This is a genomic window from Flavobacterium rivuli WB 3.3-2 = DSM 21788 (genome assembly GCF_000378485.1).
GTDB classification, from domain to species: Bacteria; Bacteroidota; Bacteroidia; order Flavobacteriales; family Flavobacteriaceae; genus Flavobacterium; species Flavobacterium rivuli.
Window position 1 is genome coordinate 1 of record NZ_KB899980.1, and the last position, 17908, is coordinate 17908.

The 17908-nt window shown below is 38.7% G+C and carries 14 protein-coding genes; 5 read left to right on the forward strand and 9 right to left on the reverse strand.

All coding sequences use genetic code 11. From position 1 onward, the window contains the following. On the forward strand, nt 1–194 hold a 194-nt coding region (locus F565_RS22065; RefSeq protein WP_020211123.1), incomplete at its 5' end, for a transposase. Between the two features lie 173 nt (nt 195–367). On the opposite strand, the gene F565_RS22550 is transcribed toward F565_RS22065, so the two are convergent. The 4 genes from F565_RS22550 to F565_RS0119870 all read right to left on the reverse strand — a co-directional run bounded on the left by F565_RS22550 (nt 368) and on the right by F565_RS0119870 (nt 5890). Continuing rightward, the gene (locus F565_RS22550; RefSeq protein WP_020215001.1) at nt 368–2623 is read right to left on the reverse strand and encodes a M56 family metallopeptidase; all 2256 of its coding nucleotides are present in this window, start codon (nt 2621–2623) and stop codon (nt 368–370) included. Nucleotide 2624: 1 nt separating this feature from the next. Next, the gene (locus F565_RS0119860) at nt 2625–2984 is read right to left on the reverse strand and encodes a BlaI/MecI/CopY family transcriptional regulator (RefSeq protein ID WP_020215002.1); all 360 of its coding nucleotides are present in this window, start codon (nt 2982–2984) and stop codon (nt 2625–2627) included. 148 nt (nt 2985–3132) lie between these two features. Next, entirely contained in the window at nt 3133–5505 is a 2373-nt protein-coding gene (locus F565_RS0119865) for a glycosyltransferase (RefSeq protein WP_020215003.1), read from the reverse strand. A gap of 121 nt (nt 5506–5626) precedes the next feature. Next, nucleotides 5627–5890, reverse strand: a complete 264-nt coding sequence (locus tag F565_RS0119870; protein ID WP_020215004.1) for a hypothetical protein — start codon at nt 5888–5890, stop codon at nt 5627–5629. 350 nt (nt 5891–6240) lie between these two features. Between F565_RS0119870 and F565_RS0119875 the strand changes: the two genes are divergently transcribed. From F565_RS0119875 to F565_RS22080, 3 genes are all read left to right on the forward strand, one after another. After that, nucleotides 6241–8430 (forward strand): glutamine synthetase III family protein, encoded by a 2190-nt coding sequence (locus tag F565_RS0119875; protein ID WP_020215005.1) that lies wholly within the window; start codon nt 6241–6243, stop codon nt 8428–8430. A 269-nt stretch (nt 8431–8699) separates the two neighbouring features. Continuing rightward, on the forward strand, nt 8700–9524 hold the full coding sequence (locus F565_RS22555; protein WP_081621372.1) for an OmpA family protein: 825 nt from the start codon (nt 8700–8702) through the stop codon (nt 9522–9524). A 367-nt stretch (nt 9525–9891) separates the two neighbouring features. Next, nucleotides 9892–10818, forward strand: a complete 927-nt coding sequence (locus F565_RS22080; RefSeq protein WP_020215007.1) for a glycoside hydrolase family 43 protein — start codon at nt 9892–9894, stop codon at nt 10816–10818. Between the two features lie 79 nt (nt 10819–10897). On the opposite strand, the gene F565_RS0119890 is transcribed toward F565_RS22080, so the two are convergent. Genes F565_RS0119890 through F565_RS22085 form a run of 5 tightly spaced genes read right to left on the reverse strand, consistent with a single transcriptional unit; the run spans nt 10898 to nt 16039 of the window. Then, complete coding sequence (locus F565_RS0119890; RefSeq protein ID WP_020215008.1) at nt 10898–11788, reverse strand: branched-chain amino acid transaminase; 891 nt, start codon at nt 11786–11788, stop codon at nt 10898–10900. Next, nucleotides 11789–12901, reverse strand: a complete 1113-nt coding sequence (leuB, locus tag F565_RS0119895; RefSeq protein ID WP_020215009.1) for a 3-isopropylmalate dehydrogenase — start codon at nt 12899–12901, stop codon at nt 11789–11791. A gap of 2 nt (nt 12902–12903) precedes the next feature. Beyond that, nucleotides 12904–13485: a 3-isopropylmalate dehydratase small subunit gene (gene leuD / locus F565_RS0119900; RefSeq protein ID WP_020215010.1), complete on the reverse strand. Its 582-nt coding sequence runs from the start codon at nt 13483–13485 to the stop codon at nt 12904–12906. Then, the gene (gene leuC, locus F565_RS0119905; RefSeq protein ID WP_020215011.1) at nt 13486–14868 is read right to left on the reverse strand and encodes a 3-isopropylmalate dehydratase large subunit; all 1383 of its coding nucleotides are present in this window, start codon (nt 14866–14868) and stop codon (nt 13486–13488) included. A gap of 4 nt (nt 14869–14872) precedes the next feature. Next, nucleotides 14873–16039, reverse strand: a complete 1167-nt coding sequence (locus F565_RS22085) for a 2-isopropylmalate synthase (protein ID WP_020215012.1) — start codon at nt 16037–16039, stop codon at nt 14873–14875. A 306-nt stretch (nt 16040–16345) separates the two neighbouring features. Here F565_RS22085 and F565_RS0119915 point away from each other — a divergent pair, with 306 nt between their 5' ends. Continuing rightward, nucleotides 16346–17902: a hypothetical protein gene (locus F565_RS0119915; RefSeq protein WP_020215013.1), complete on the forward strand. Its 1557-nt coding sequence runs from the start codon at nt 16346–16348 to the stop codon at nt 17900–17902. Nucleotides 17903–17908 lie beyond the last annotated feature (6 nt).

The window sequence follows — 17908 nt, forward strand, 5'->3', positions numbered from 1 at the left end:
CGAGGGAACTGCTTTTAAGCGAAAAAGGGTTACAAAAAAGAAAACAGCGCTCTGCCGATGTAGAACCTGTGTTCGCACATCTCAAACACAATAACAATTTTAAGAGGTTTACTTTAAAAGGACTTGAAAAAGTAGAATTAGAGTTCGGATTAATGGCCTTAGCACACAATCTGAGAAAGAAAATAGCGGCGTAAGCCACTTGAAAAATATCCTGACCTGAAAAATATAATAGCCTAATATAATAATGCTAAAAATGAAAAAACCGCCTCAATTGAATATTGAGACGGCTTCTTTGCGTTTAAAAAAATAGATGGAACTTCTTCCGGCCATACCCCACCTGTTACGGTAGTTTTTAAAGACATTAAGGTTACTTGCCCATACTGTAGAGTGCAGGTGCGCCACCTTTAAATCCTACATATACATCTGGTATGCCACTGTTCTTATTTGTGTAGCTGGCCAGTTGTATTTTGCCGGTTTTTTTATCAACTAACTCAATTTCAATTGATGTAATCAATCCCTTCTCATTTCGTTCTAAAGTTTTGACGGTTATTTTCAAACCTCTTTTTTTAAGCTCTTTTATGTAAAATTCAATAGCTTTTTTATCATTATTTTTATCTATAATATACCCTATGTTAGCCTGTTCGGCATCCGGGGCTGAATCATTTTTTGTATCAGCATATATTTCAGATTTAAAGCCTTTCAATTCCACGATAATAACGCCGTTGGCAGCTTTTTCACCATACTTACTTATTACCTGTACGTTACCGGGAATAATTACAGTCGTCTCAATTTTTTTAGGCTTTAATCTTTCCAGTTCTGCTGCAGTTGCGTCTTTGCCGTTAATACGTATGTAAGCCTTTTTATAATCTATCTTGTCACTTTCTAAAATATTTTTAAGGTTATCCTCGTCGCTATTAGGTTTATAATTTGCAGATTCAGTATAAACATAAGTAGTTACTTCCCTGAAAGGGCCGGAATTTGATCTGTTTACCTTGTCAGATATGTTCATATCCAAAGGGTCGGGTGCTGATTGAAACCATTTGTCGGGTATTGTACCTTCGGGTTTTTTAAAAGTACTATTGTTAGTATTTTTCTTTGTTGTAATGAGTATTACACCATTTTTAGCCCTTTCGCCATATAATTTCACATTATTGGCCTGGTTTTTAATAACTTCAATTTTGTCAATAGTATTTGGGTCGATATCGCTTAATGGTTTGCCATCAGATTCTCTCGGAACACCATCTATAATATAAAGGTAGTTTGCTTGCTCTTCGGGGTCATGAACAATATTTTTATGATTACTGTTGCTTATTATTTGAGTAGTGGCATCTTTACCATATACAATGGTATCCTTCAAATTACCGGGAATACTAATTTTTATAAGTTTTGTTTTAGGCTGGCCAAAGTTTATAATATTTTTGCCGGTCTTGTCATCTTTACTTATATCTACTGTAAATGATGATATAGGGCTTTGTCCTGAATTTGAAACCTCATGGACGGGATAGGAAACCTGGTTATCCTTGTCCTTAACTATAACCTTTATGGCTGTAATTTCGCCTTTGGTATTGCGTTTTATATTTGTAAAAGTAACATCTGCATCAAACTCCTGTTTAAAAATTGCAACATCGTCCTTTAGCTCTTTGTCCGTTGCAGTACTGGTTACGTCCATTATTACCCTAAGCTCACTAAAACTTTTTACCGAAGATGTGGTTTTCTTTTCTGCCTGCTGCTTTTCCCGTGCCAGTATTTCTACCTGATATAAAAGTACAAATGCAACTAATGCCGGCACTATAAGGGCATATTTATAAAAATTGCGCTTTTTAGATTGTTGTTTGTTTAACATAACGATTCGTTTTTTTATTAATGATTGATAAAAATGATTAGTGATTGCAAGACGCTCTTGTTGTACCGTTATTTTTAATAAAGTAATTTGGTAGGCTTTAACATCGATTACTTGTTTAGCGGCTACCGAGTCGGCAATGAACTCCAGGTTTTGGGATATAGCTTTTTTATACAGCCATGCAAAAGGATTGAACCAGAAAACAATACAAAACAGCTGGCTTAAAAGTACATCGAGAGAATGGTTTTGGCTACTGTGTACTTTTTCATGGGCAATAATATTATTCAGTTCCTGCGGCTGCAGGCTTGCAGAATTGTACACTATGTATTTAAAAAATGAAAACGGCGATTTTATAGCCTCAGAATCTATGTATTTAAAGTTTTCCTGCTGTAAAACCTTTTTTCCGCGAAGCATTTTTTTTACTTTATAAAGATCTATTAAAAAGTGAATGGCAAAAAGCAGGAAGCCGGCGACGTATGCTATACCGGCCACATAAAACCAGTTTATGGTAAAAGGCCGGGGTGTGGCTACAGAGGGCACATTAGCCATTAAGCTATCAATATCTATTTGTTGTACTGCCATTTGCAGTGCCGGTTGAGGCGTTACCCAGATAACTTTAGTATAAACCATTAATGGCAGCAGGGCAGAAGTAAAGAGGCCTGCAAGAAGAAACATTCGGTTAGGGGTAAAAAATGTTTCTTTTTTTAGCAAAACAGTATAAGCCAGGAAAAATAGCACTGTCAGGCCCGATGCCTTAATAAGGTAGATAATAAATGTTTCCATATTATTTGTTTTTTTCTATCATATCTAATATTTCACGAAGCTCATCGGCACTAATTTTTTCTTCTTTAGCAAAAAAGGAAATCATACTTTTATAAGAATTATTAAAATAACTCTCTATAGCATTGCTCATAAAACCTTTGCGGTATTCTTCTTTAGTTACCACCGGAAAATATTGGTGGGTATTGCCAAAGGCTGTATGGCTTACATATCCTTTTTCTTCAAGATTGCGAATTATGGTAGATAAAGTATTGTAATGGGGCTTATCATCCTGAACTTGCGCAAGCACATCTTTTACAAAAGCTTTTTCCAGTTTCCATAATATGTGCATGATCTCTTCTTCTTTATTAGTCAATTTTTGCATTGTAGTGTTTTTGGTTATATCAAAGATAAACTATTTTTTTAGTTTACAAACTATTTTTATAGTTAATCAACTAAAAAGTACGTTTCATGTGGCTTGTAAATAGAAAACCCCGCTGTTGCGGGGTTATAATTGTTTTATTATTAGTTGCTTATATGTTTAAGGTTTTTAAAGCTTCAATTTTTGCAGCCTTAATTCTTTTCCTAAAGTAAACAGTATCAGGGTTGCCAAAGTATTTAGCAATGGTAAGCCTTGCCATTAGGTAACTCGCAGTACTTTCGGCTCCCTGGTTAAGGTTAACGCTGTATTGCTCAAGACCGTCAAAGCTTCCCCCGGTGCATGGGTTATAAATAACATGTTGCAGGTGGTTATTGCCAAGGAACCAGTTAAAGGCCATTTCCATTTTATTAAGGTATTCTTCCTCCTTAAATATATCGTGGAATTTGCGTAATGCCAATATTGTATAAGCTACATCTATAGGCTGCTCGCCATATTGTGCTCTTTTGCCTCCTTTTACTAACCAACTTTGGTTAGATATAATCTGAATTGAATTATCATCAAAGGTGTTCTCTAACAGGAAATCAAACGACTCTTTAGCAATGTCTTTATAAACCTCATTGCCTGTTATAGTGTAGCAAAGTAATAAAGCTTCGGGCAATACGCTGTTTGCATAAGTAAGGTAACCTTCAAACCATCTCCATTCCGCATCTGCTTCGTGGCGGTACATATTTACAAGCCTGTCGGCAAACATTTTAATATAGATCATTGTATCTGCATCTTTAACCCTGCGGTTATAGTAATACAATCCTTTTATTATAAATGCCATTGCCCTTGTAGAGTAAATGTTTTTAGTAAGGGAGAGCGATTTCTGGAAAATTGCTTCGGCTTTATCTGTAAACTCAGCAGGTAATATTCCTGTTAACGACACTACGTAGCCTAAAGCCCACATGGCGCGGCCAGAACTGTCTTCAAGATTTTCATTATCGTTCTGGGTTGTAAAGTTTTTATTTACATCTACATAATTAAGAAACCTGCCGTCTGGCTGCTGGCAAAAGCCAATAAAATCGAGGTATACCTTTATGTATTTAAGTACATCGCGTTCCCTGTATTTTTTATAGTGTTGCGATAATGCTATCATAGCCCTTGCATTATCATCTATAGTATATCCAGATCCAAGATCGGGCACGTTAAGTTTAGAGAATTGTACAAACCCAAAATCAGTGGTCATATTTTTCATATGGTCCAGGTTAATTTTTGGGTTGCGGTACTGCAGTTTTATTGCGCCCGGGCCGGCTGTTTTTTGTAATAGCTTGGCATGGCTTACTGCAGAATTTTCCCATGCAGTGTGTACAATTTTGTGTAATCCGTTAAGGATCATTTTTTCCATAAGTGCAGGATCTGCAAAAAGTTTGTTCACAGCATCTGCAAGTTGTTGCGAGTTACCAAAGTCGAAAGTAATACCGGTATCGCCTGCCAAAACCTCTTTAGCGTGAGGAATAGGGGTAGATACTATGGGGCAGCCACAGCTAAGAGCATAAGAGAAGGTTCCGCTTACTGCCTGATTAGGGTCTTTGCTTGAGAAAACGTAGATATCTGTAAGCTGTAAATACTCTAACAGTTCATCAAGAGCTACATATTTATTAATAAATTGAACATTATTTTCTATGTTAAGCTCTTTAATTTTTCTTTCAAGGCTTTCGCGGTACACTTCACCTTCCTGTAAAGCTACAGTAGGGTGGGTTTTACCTATTATAAGGAATAAAACATCCGGGTTTTGTGCTACCACCTGCGGTAATGCGTCAAGCGTAGTCTCTATACTTTTACCCGAGCTTAGAAGTCCAAAGGTAGAAAGTATCCTGCGGCCTGCAAAGCCGTATTTTTCTTTAAGCGCCGACCCGTGACCGTGAGATACAAGGTGGGTACCGTGTGCTATAACCGCAATTTTTTCGCGGTCTACTATATAGTCGCGTACCAGTATATCGGCAGCGTTATTTGTCATAACAATAAGAGAGTCTACCCTGTTAAGAATGTGCTGCACGTTAGCCTTAAACTCTTCATTAGGATTAGGAAGTATAGTATGGAAAACTACCGATAAAGGTTTTTGTACAGCATCTACAAACGAGTTAAAATGCGCTACAGTTTCGTGTACCAAACCAAACTCATGCTGAATTAAAACAATCTTTAAATTAGCATCTTCATTTATTGCTTTTGCCAGTTCAGTATAAGAGTCTGGTTCCGATGTGTTAAGCACGTATTTTACATCAGCATCTGTATAAGTATGTTGCTCATTTTTGTTTTCTATGGCACATATTTTTATAGAGAACGAGTCAACATAATGATCGTTAAGTGCTTTTATAAGATCCTGGGAGTAGGTAGCAATACCGCACTGCCTTGGAGGAAAAGTAGTAATAACTAATATTTCGGGTAATACATCAAGTGTATTTGTAATATTCTGAGTGGCTAATTGCTCTATAAGTGAGGTGTAAGGTAAAAATTTTTTTCCGGCATTTTTTCTGGCTTTCATGGTGGGCAAACGTTTAGTAGTTAAGTAATTATATTGTATATGGGTATTTGTGTTTTGGTCCTAAAAAACCGGCTATAAAAATTATAACCGGCTGTAATCTATAATGTGTGTTGTTGGCTAATTAAGCTCTTGAAGCTTTGTTTACCCATTCTGCGGCTCTTTCTTTAGCGCTGTTTACAGCACTTTCAGTTTCAGAAACACTATTTTGGTATTCTTTTTTTGCTTTACGCTGCAGTTGGCTTAGTTTACTTTTAAAGTTCTCTTTAGCTTCTTCTACATTAGCTCTATATTTATTTTGAGATCTTTTACGTGCAACTATTACTGCTGCTCCTGCAAGTACTGCCGCTCCCGCTGCAATGCTTAAAATTAATTTTTTGTTGCTCATGATAATTGGCGTTTAGGTTAGTATTTAAATCTTTAGCCAAATTACACAATTCCTATCTTGTTGGTTATTTGGTTAATAAATATTTAACTCAATTAACTAAGCGTTAGGAATTTTAGATTTTTATTAACCAATGTAGGAATTTTATTGAAAAAAATGTAATCCTGTTAGTAAAGGTACGATACTTTTAACCATATATTTACAATGCCTTAATTTTACTGGGTTGAATTGCTATTTTGATAAATAAAATAAAATTTAACCCCCAATTAAGCAGGGGTAATAATATTTAGGAACATTTTTTTGTACATTTGCACAAGTTTTAGTTTATCATTAACAATAAAAATTAAAGTTTCATGTCAACATTTCGTTTTCAGGCCTTAAAAGAAACCGCAGGTAGAAAGCCGGTTAAAGTACAAGAACTAGACAAAAAATCAATTATTTTTGGTAGTAATGTGTTCAATGATAAGGCAATGCGCCAATTCTTAACACCAGAAGCCTATAAGGCGGTGCAAAGCGCAGTGCAGCATGGAACTAAAATAGACCGCAAACTTGCCGATTATATAGCAATGGGTATGAAAGAGTGGTCACTAAGCAAAGGTGTAACTCATTATACGCACTGGTTTCAGCCATTGACTGGTACTACTGCAGAAAAGCATGATGCTTTTTTTGAAACATCATTTGATGGTACAGACCCTGTGGAAAAATTTGGCGGCAGCCAACTTGTACAGCAGGAGCCGGATGCATCAAGTTTCCCTAACGGTGGTATACGTAATACATTTGAGGCTCGTGGCTACACAGCATGGGATCCTACATCGCCGGCATTTATTTTTGGTACTACGTTATGTATTCCTACAGTATTTATATCTTATACAGGTGAGGCATTAGATTATAAAACACCTTTACTTAGAGCACTTACCGCGGTAGACGAGGCTGCTGTAGCAGTATGTAACTACTTTGATAAAAATGTAAAAAAAGTAACTGCAACCCTTGGCTGGGAGCAGGAATATTTCCTTGTAGATTCTGCCCTTGCAAACTCAAGGCCGGATATTACCTTAACAGGCCGTACTCTTCTTGGGCATTCGTCTGCTAAAGGACAACAGTTAGACGACCATTATTTTGGTTCTATCCCTACAAGGGCGCTTAACTATATGAGGGACCTTGAAAACGAGTGTATGCTTTTAGGTATACCGGTTAAAACCCGCCATAACGAGGTTGCCCCTAACCAGTTTGAGCTTGCTCCAATATTTGAAGAGGCTAACCTTGCAGTAGACCATAACTCTCTATTAATGGATGTTATGCAAAAGGTGGGCGAGCGCCACTACTTTAAAGTATTACTGCACGAAAAACCTTTTGCAGGTGTAAACGGTAGTGGTAAGCACAATAACTGGAGTATGGCTACAGATACAGGTGTTAACCTGTTAGGTCCAGGTAAAACACCAATGAGCAACCTTCAGTTTCTTACGTTCTTTATAAACACTATTAAAGCTGTTTATACTAACGAGGAGCTAATGAGGGCTTCTATCGCAACAGCATCAAACGATCACAGGCTTGGAGCTAATGAGGCGCCACCTGCAATTATATCTGTTTTTATTGGAGAGCAATTAACTAAAGTTCTTGCCGAACTTGAAGGCGTTTCTACAGGTAAGCTTTCTCCTGAGGAAAAAACCGACCTTAAACTTAACGTAGTAGGTAAAATTCCGGATGTATTACTTGATAATACCGACAGGAACAGGACATCGCCATTTGCCTTTACAGGTAATAAATTCGAGTTTAGGGCAGTTGGGTCAAGTGCTAACTGTGCTAACGCAATGACTATTGTAAACTCAATCATGGCTAAGCAGCTAAGAGACTTTAAAAAAGAAGTTGATGCGCTTATAGATGGTAAAGAAATGAAAAAGGACGATGCTATTTTTAATGTACTTAGAGAGTATATTAAAGAAACTAAAGCTATCCTTTTTGAAGGTGATGGTTATAGTGAAGCATGGGCTGAAGAAGCTGCAAAACGCGGACTTAGCAACCACAAAACTACACCGGGCGCACTTAAAGCTAAAATTTCAGAAAAATCACTTGCCCTGTTTCAGGAGCTTGGTGTAATGAATCATACTGAGGCTGAAGCGCGTTATGAGATTGAGCTTGAAGAGTATGCTAAAAAAATACAGATAGAAGGACGTGTATTAGGCGATATTGCCCGTAACCACGTTATACCTACTGCTATACGTTACCAAAATATACTTATAGAGAATGTAACCGGCTTAAAAGAAATTTTTGGCGATGAGTACACATCTATAGGTAAAGAGCAAATAAATATTATCAGGGAGATATCAGGGCATATTGCCGGTATAAACACCCAGGTAGAGCAAATGACCGAGGCTCGTAAAACAGCTAACGCTTTAACTACTGCCGAAGAGCTTGCACATGCGTATTGCGATACTGTAAAACCTTACTTTGATGTAATAAGAAGGCATTGCGACAAGCTGGAACTTATTGTAGATGATGAGGCCTGGCCACTTACAAAATACAGGGAGTTATTGTTTACACGATAGTTATTATAATAGGTTATATACTAAACCTGCTGCGAAAGTGGCAGGTTTTTTTATTTGAACTCGTCTTGACTTTTTTGATTGAAGCGAAAAATAGAGATTTTTGTTTCAAATTTTGGCTTTTTTGCATTGCATAGCAGCGCTACGGAATAATAAAACAGGTAAAATTTGAAGCGAAAAGATTATTTTGCAGCCAATTGAAAAAAGCCAAGATGAGTTCTTTCTTAAAATAAATACATACCTATACCGTTATCATAAAAACCTTACAGCAAATGAAACAGTTTATACTGTCACTTTTATTATGCATCATGGCCATTGGGGTTGCCCACGGGCAGGAAGAATTTACCGTTTATTTTGACTTTAATATTGATGATGCCGAAGATACATCGAACAAAAATCTATCGGCGTGGATTACTAATAACAATGCGGCACAGGTTACAAGCGTATATGGTTATACCGATAGCGTAGGCAATGCCGCATATAATATAAAACTATCTGCGCGCAGGGCAGCATGGGTATATAGTGAGCTTAAAAACAAAAATATGGTTACTCCTGATACCGATTTAAAAGGATTTGGTGAAAGCACAGCGTTTGCCGAATTAAATAAAAACCGCCGGGTGGTAATAGAGTTTACAAAACCGAAGCCTTTGCCCTTAGCTGAAGAAGAACCCAAACCTGAAACTTTACCCATACCTGTAAAACCAGAAATTGTTACACCTACGCTTACACAAATTATGGATTCGGCCCAAAAAGGGGATAAGATTGTACTTCAAAATATATATTTTTACAACGATACTGAGATTTTGCTTCCTAAATCAAGACATACGTTAAACGAACTGGTGGCCACATTGCAGGATAATGTAAAGCTAAAAATAGAAATTCAGGGTCATAAATGCTGTTCTCCACTTGATGATACTGATTTAGCCGGTGATCGCGCTAAAACTATTTATAGATACCTTAAAGATCATGGTATTAATAAAAAGCGGCTTAGCTACAAAGGCTTTGGCGGTAGTAGGCCCATATTTGCCATACCTGAAAAAAATGAAGAACAACGTGAAGCCAACCGCAGGGTAGAAATAGAAATTATAGAAAGATAGCATTCTTTGTCTGTGCATACGCTACGGTATCAAATCTGAAATCTTACCTTAAACAACAAATCGCTTGTATTTGCACTAATTGAGGCATGATTTCAGGAGCAAAATATTTTATCATGATGTTTATAATGTCTCATTTTTCGACATTTTGATTTAAATGCAGATATAAAGTTACCCCTTTTTAAATATTGACACGAAATGGGTAAACAATGAAATGGATAAGCGAACAGTCTTTGAACTAAATGAACCTACTTTGCGAAAACGAAATAGTTTAATCCTGTTCGTACTCATTTAACCACTAACTGCATAAATTAACCTGATGAAATTATTAATTAAACTGGCTTTATATCTTTTAATATGTCCGTTATTTATGATGTGCGGATCTGACGATAGTAAAAGCACGGCACCTATTGAGGTACGCTTAAACCCTATGCTTGCCGATCCGACTATTTTTAAGCATAACGGCATGTATTATCTTTATGGAACAAAAAACAATCCTAATATTCAGGGAGAAGGTTTTTTAGTGTATACATCTGCCGATCTTGAAAACTGGGAAGGACCTGCCGGTGCGCATGATGGTTTTGCCTTTAAAAAAGGAGATGGCTATGGCGATACAGGTTTTTGGGCACCACAAATTTTTGAACACAATGGCAAGTTTTACATGGCATATACTGCTAATGAACAAATAGCGATTGCGGTAAGCAACAGCCCGCTTGGGCCATTTACTAATGCAGGAAATTCTATTCCGTTTAACGGTAAACAAATAGACCCGTTTGTGTTTTTTGATGGAGGGAAGATTTATCTCTATCACGTAAGGCTTAACGAAGGCAACAGGATCTTTGTTGCAGAGATGGAAGATGACCTGAGTGCTATAAAGCCAGAAACCCTTACCGAATGTGTACATGCCACCAAGCCCTGGGAAAATACCCAAAACGTGCCGTGGACAGTAACCGAAGGCCCTACTGTTTTTAAAAATGGCAGCCTGTATTACCTTGTATATTCGGCTAACGATTTCAGGAATCAGGATTATGCTGTAGGCTATGCTACATCGTCAAGCCCTTTTGGACCGTGGAGTAAGGACAACAACAGCCCCTTTATATCTAAACAATTACTAAATTATCCGGGCACAGGGCACGGAGATATTTTTTATGGTGATGGCGGAGATATGTATTACGTTTTTCATACCCACTTTTCTAATATACAGGTAGATCCGCGTAAAACGGCTATCTTGCCTATAACTTTGCAGGGAGAAACATTAGCTGTAAAACCTAATGCCGAAATAATGTGGTTACATTAATTATTTACAGAATTACCTATACAAAAAAGCTCTCACCAGACAGTGAGAGCTTTTTAGTATTATATAACTAAGAATTTATTTAAGATATGGGTTTCAGTTCATTTTGTGTAGCATGTACTTCATGCTGATATAATATAGAAAGCTTTTTGCCAAGGCTTTCATTCCAGTCCATCGGGAAAGTATAATCATCTAATGAGCCAATGCCGGCAATCTCGGCAGCAGTCCCAGTAAAAAATGCGCTGTCGGCGGTTTTAACCTCGTCTATTGTAAACAGCTTTACTTCAACCGGAATATGGTTCTCTTTGGCAAGGTCTAAAATAGTATTGCGGGTAATTCCCGGCAATATATTACCTAATGGGCAGGTGTAAAGGCAGCAGTCTTTCTCGTAAAAGAAATTTGCACCCGGCCCTTCGGCCACGTAACCTGCGGCATCAAGCATTAAAGCTTCGTCAAAACCATTTTGTTTAGCCTCTGTAGTGGCAAGAATAGAATTAATGTAATGCCCCACAGTCTTGGCCTCTACATGGCACGACTTAGGGTTTGGCCTCTGGTAAGGCGATGTTTTAATGCGCAGTAGTTTATCGCCCAAATATTTGCCCCATTCCCAGGCACATAAAAACAAGTTGGTTTTATCTACAGGCACTAAAGACATATTAGGGTCAAGGTAAAACAATGGCCTGATGTATGCATTGGTTATTCCGTTCTTTTCAAGCAATTCATAGCTTAGCTTTGTAAGTTCTTCTACGGTATAATCTGTTTTTATATGCATCGTCGCGGCCGACTTAAGCATGCGCTCAAAATGCTCTTTTGCCTTAAATATCTTTACGCCTGTTGGGGTGTCATAAGCCCTTATGCCTTCAAAAATACCATTACCGTAGTGCATGGTTTGGTTATAAAGGCTTGCTGTTGCCTGTGCTGCAGGTATCCATTCTCCGTTAAGGAAAACTATGGTGTTCTCATTATAATACATTTAGATAATGGTCGATTTACCAATACTCACATTGGCATGGTTATTAAAAATTTCATTGCCCAATACCATACTTTCTATAAAATCGCCCACATCATCGGTAGAGTAGGTGCTGTCGGCAAAAATATCCGGGGTACAATAATTCAGGTCGATGCTTACAGCAACCGCATTTTTAATCGTATCGGCTTCCTCATACAAATCAAAATGCTCTAAGAGCAAAGCTGCAGAAAGTATCGATGCCACAGGATTAGCGATTCCTTTACCCGTTGCGGCAGGATAGGAGCCGTGTATAGGCTCAAAAAGGCTGTATTTATCTCCCACAGATGCAGATGCTGCCAGCCCAATGCTTCCGCCAATAACGCTTGCTTCATCTGATAGTATATCGCCAAACATATTTTCTGTAAGCATTACATCAAACTGTTTCGGGTTTAATATTAGCTGCATTGCAGCGTTGTCTACAAATAAAAAGTCTAACGTCACATCAGGATATTCGGCAGCGATTTGAGAAACCACCCTGCGCCATAAGCGCGACGTTTCAAGTACGTTTGCCTTATCTACCAGTGTTACTTTTTTGCGCCTGTTTTGCGCTGCTTTAAAAGCCATGTGGGTTATTTGCTCAATTTCTTTTACAGAATACGAGCATACATCTGTGGCTACGGTTTTATCGTCGCTTAAATACTTTTCGCCAAAGTAAATACCGCCTGTAAGTTCACGGTAAATGGCAATATCCACACCAGCAATCCTATCAGCTTTAAGCGGTGATTGTGGTATTAATTTATCGTAAATAGTTATAGGCCTTATATTTGCAAACAGTTGTAACGCCTTACGAATAGAGAGCAGTCCCTGTTCCGGACGGATAGGCGCATCGGGGTTATTGTCATATTTAGGGTGACCCACAGCACCAAGCAAAACAGCATCGGCTTCCCGGCAAATTTCGAGGGTCTCCTGCGGCAGGGCCTCGTTATACTTATCTATGGCGCATGCACCAAGAAGTGCAGGGGTAAAGGTAAAATCATGGCCAAAGCGCGATGCAACGGCTTTTAATACTTTTACGGCTTCGTTAGTAACTTCAGGGCCTATGCCATCTCCTGCTAAAACTGCTATATTTAAAACCATAACTAACTATATTTTTCTTCAAATTGTGTAATTGCTTCAAGCCTGCTCAGTAAAAAATCGATATCATCATAACCGTTAATGAGGCAGAGCTTTTTGTAGGGATTAATATCAAAATGCTCTGTATTGCCGGCGCAGGTAATGCTTTGTTCTTCAAGGTTTATGGCAATTGGTTCTAATGGATTTGTTTTAAGAAAATCAAATAATACCTTTAAAAATTGCGGACTAACCTGTAATGGTAACAGCCCGTTAGTAAGGCAGTTCTCTTTAAAAATATCGGCAAAATAGCTCGACACAATAACCTTAAACCCAAAGCCTGAAAGCGCCCACGCTGCATGCTCCCGGCTGGAGCCACACCCAAAGTTATTGCCTGTAATTAAAACAGCTCCCCTTTGCGATTGCATGTTAAGGCTAAAATCTGGGTTAAGTTCGTTGTCCTTTGTATAACGCCAGTCCCTGAACAAATTAGCTCCAAAACCATCTTTATCGGTGGATTTTAAAAATCGCGCCGGAATTATCTGGTCGGTATCCACGTTCTCAATATCAAGCGTCATGGCCACATCGGTAAGTGTTGTAAACTTTTGCATCTAATTCAGGTTTTTAGTAAAGTCTATAATTTTTCCTTCAATGGCAATGGCAGCAGCGGTAAGCGGGCTTGCCAGTATGGTTCGCGCACCCGGTCCCTGGCGGCCTTCAAAATTTCGGTTGCTTGTAGAAACACAATATTCTTCGGCGGGGATCTTATCATCGTTCATGGCTAAACAGGCAGAACATCCCGGTTGCCGCACCTGGAAACCAGCGTCTTCAAAAATTTTGTACAATCCTTCGGCTTTCATTTCGCTCGCCACCTGTTGCGACCCCGGAACGATTAATGCCGTAACATTATCAGCTTTCTTTTTGCCGTTAATATAATCGGCAACCGTCCTGAAATCTTCAATGCGGGAGTTAGTACAACTGCCTATAAAGATATAGTTTATACGGGTGCCCAGTAACGACTGCCCATAATCAAACCCCATATATGCGAGAGCTTTATCTGTACTCGTTTCTACAAGGGTAGGGATTGTATCACCTATCTTAATTCCCATTCCCGGATTAGTTCCGTAGGTTATCATTGGGGCAATCTCTTCGGCATCAATATTATATTCTTTGTCAAATTCAGCACCATCATCGGTAGTAAGGGTTTTCCAGTAAGTAATTTTAGCTTCCAATTCTTTGCCTTTAGGGGCAAATTCGCGACCTGCTACATATTCAAACGTAGTTTCATCCGGCGCTATCAGTCCGCCACGGGCTCCCATTTCTATACTCATATTACACACCGTCATGCGGCCTTCCATAGACATTTCCCTGAACACATTACCTGCATATTCGCAAAAATACCCTGTACCGGAGTTTGTACCTAATTTACTTATAATGTAAAGGATAACATCTTTAGGCAATACGCCCTTTTTAAGTTTACCGTTTACATTAATACGCATTTTTAAAGGCTTCTGCAGTAAAAGGCACTGGCTTGCAAATACCTGCGCTACCTGGCTGGTGCCAATGCCAAAAGCAATAGTACCAAATGCCCCGTGGGTAGAGGTGTGGCTATCGCCACACACAATGGTCATGCCAGGCTGGGTAATGCCAAGCTCTGGTGCTATAACGTGTACAATGCCATTATATGGGTGGCCCAGGCCATAAAATTCTATATTGTTTTTTTCGCAGTTTAGGGTTAATTCTTCAATTTGCTTTCTCGACATGTCGTCTTTTATAGGCAAATGCTGGTTTATGGTAGGCGTATTATGATCGGCAGTGGCAATAATTTTATTTGGGCGAAATACCGGAATATGGCGTTGCTCCAGCTCGTTAAATGCCTGTGGGCTTGTAACCTCGTGTATAAGGTGCTTATCTATGTATAAAATATCGGGCCCGTTAGTAACAGACTCTACCACGTGGGCATCCCAAACTTTATCAAACAGCGTTTTTTTCATTGTATTATAAACTTAATTGAAACTTGTTTTTAGACATCTCCACTATATAATGAATGTCGTTATCGGTAACGATCTTGCAGGTATCGGCAAAATTCACGAATTCTGAATATACGATATCTAAATCTAATTTGGTAAAATCGTAACCTATATTTTTAGCTCTGTATGCCAGCGCCGATCTGCCACTACGTGCCGTGAGCACTATAGAAGACTCGTTAACGCCCACATCTTTAGGGTTAATAATTTCGTAAGTCTCGCGGTTCTTTATCATCCCGTCCTGATGGATTCCTGAACTGTGCGCAAAAGCGTTTTCACCCACAATGGCCTTATTAGCTTGTACCATCATTCCCATTTCTTCAGCAACCATTTTACTAATGCCCAGCAATCGTTTAGAATCTATATTGGTAGCCAGGTTAAGCTTAGGGTGCTGGCGCAATATCATGACAACTTCTTCTAAAGAGGTGTTGCCGGCACGTTCGCCAATACCGTTTACGGTACATTCTATCTGGCGCGCACCATTTATAACTCCTGCAATAGCATTGGCAGTGGCAAGCCCAAGATCGTTATGGCAATGGCAGGAAAGGCGCACCGTGTGTATTCCCGGTACATTTTCCATTAGGTATTTTATTTTCGCACCGTATTCGTCGGGCAGGCAATAGCCGGTTGTGTCAGGAATATTAAGCACGGTAGCACCTGCTTTTATGGCAACGGCACATACTTTTGCCAAAAATTCGTTATCGGTACGACCGGCATCTTCGGCATAAAATTCTACATCCTCAACAAACGTTTTGGCGTATGCCACAGCTTCATAAGCGCGTTCTAAAATCTTATCGGGTGTGGTGTTAAATTTATATTTTATATGCGATTCTGATGTGCCAATACCTGTGTGTATCCTTGGCCTTTTGGCATATTTAAGTGCTTCGGCAGCAACATCAATATCTTTTTCTACAGCCCTTGTGAGGCCGCATACGGTAGCATTTTTTACCAGCTTGGCAATCTCTGTAACCGACTGGAAATCGCCCGGGCTCGAAACAGGAAACCCGGCTTCTATAACATCTACGCCAAGCTCATCCAGCTGGGCAGCAATACGCAGCTTCTGGCCTGTATTTAGTTTACAGCCAGGAACCTGCTCGCCATCTCTAAGGGTTGTATCAAAAATTTCTACGTGTTCCATCGTAATGTATTTCTTTGTAGCTAATTTATTGTTATTAATGTGTGACAGGTTTTGTAAAAGCACACAATTTACGATGGTAGGCGCGCATAATTGTTTGTTATGTGTCTGTAATTTAGTTTATTATGTGTTTTTTTTTACGACGCTTGATGCAGATAATAGACTGATAATTAATACCGCACAAGCTAATTGGCTAACGATTTTGCTAAAATTATTAGATACAACCGGATGGTTGTAGCAAAAAAAACGCTTAAATTTCGGGTGTAATATAGATGCTATCATTGTATCTATGCAGATAGAAACACCACAATGATTAAGAATAACAACGAATTGACCGATAATTTATTTTCACTTGTAAAGTCGCTTACAGCGTCTGAAAAGCGGCAGTTTTCACTCTATGCCGGGAGGGTGGCCATGAACAGCGAAAGTAAATTTATCAGCCTTTTTAAAATACTCTGCACACAAAATAAATATGATGAAGCCGCTATACTTAAGGGTACAGATATATCTAAGCAGCAGTTGTCTAACATTAAATCGCATTTGTATAACCAGATATTAACGAGTTTACGTTTAAATCCCGCTGTGCGCAGTGTGCCGTTACAAATACGTGAGCAGCTTGATTTTGCCATGATATTATACAGGAAAGGGCTATACCAGCAAAGCCTTAAACTACTTGATAAAACAAAAACGCTTGCTTTGTTGTATGAAGAAAAGAATATAGGTTACGAAATTCTGGATTTAGAAAAGATAATTGAGTCGCAATACATTACCCGTAGCCGTGCTAACAGGGCCGATTTGCTTATTGAACAAACTAATGAACTAACACATCTTAATGGTATTGCAAGTCAGTTATCTAACCTTACGCTGTATTTATATAATATCTTTTTAAAGAATGGGTATGTACGTACGCCAGATGAGAAGAAAGAAGTGAGCGACCATTTTTTTGCGCACCTGCCGGAGTATGATGAAAAGCGCCTGGGCTTTAGGGAAAAGTTATGGTATTACCAGGCGTATGTATGGTACAGTTTTATTATTCAGGACTTTGTGTCGTGCTATAAATATGCCACTAAATGGGTAGCGTTGTTCGATAAAACCCCACATTTAATTGCCGTGCATCCGGTGTTTTATATAAAAGGCAACCACTATGTTTTAGAGTCGTTGTTTTATTTAAACCGTATAAAGCAATTTGAGGCAGCCTTGGATAATTTTGAAACGATACTTTCCAATACGGATATACCCGAAGATGATAATATTTTAGTACTTTCTTTCCTGTATGTATATTCTAATAAGCTGAATTTAAGGTTTATGAGAGCCGAATATACCGGTGGCGAGGAGCTGTTGGATACCATTAATAAAAAGATAGATCGCTACAGGGATAAGGTAGATGAGCACCACATCATGATACTGTACTACAAAATGGCGTGCCTGTATTTTGGTAATAGAAAATATGATAAGTGTATTTACTTCCTTAAAAAGATCATAGATAATAAAACGACACAATTGCGCGAAGACCTGGTGTGCTTTACCATGATATTAAACCTCGCGGCACATTATGAGGCTGGGCAGGATTACAGGCTTGAGGCACTTATAAAATCTACACGCATATTTTTAAGTAAGATGAACCACCTGCATGAAGTGCAAAAAGCATTAATGCAGTTTTTAGGCAGCCTTTCTCAAATATCTCCTTTAGAGATTAAAAATGAGTTCAGGAAATTTCACGCTGTGCTTAAACCGTATGAAAACCATCCTTTTGAGCGCAGGGCGTTCCTGTACCTTGACCTTCTTTCCTGGCTGGAAGGGCATATTAATGATGAGCCTATTGCCGATGTTATTGCGAGAAAAGTGAACAAAATTAAAAGCCATTAACCAGCG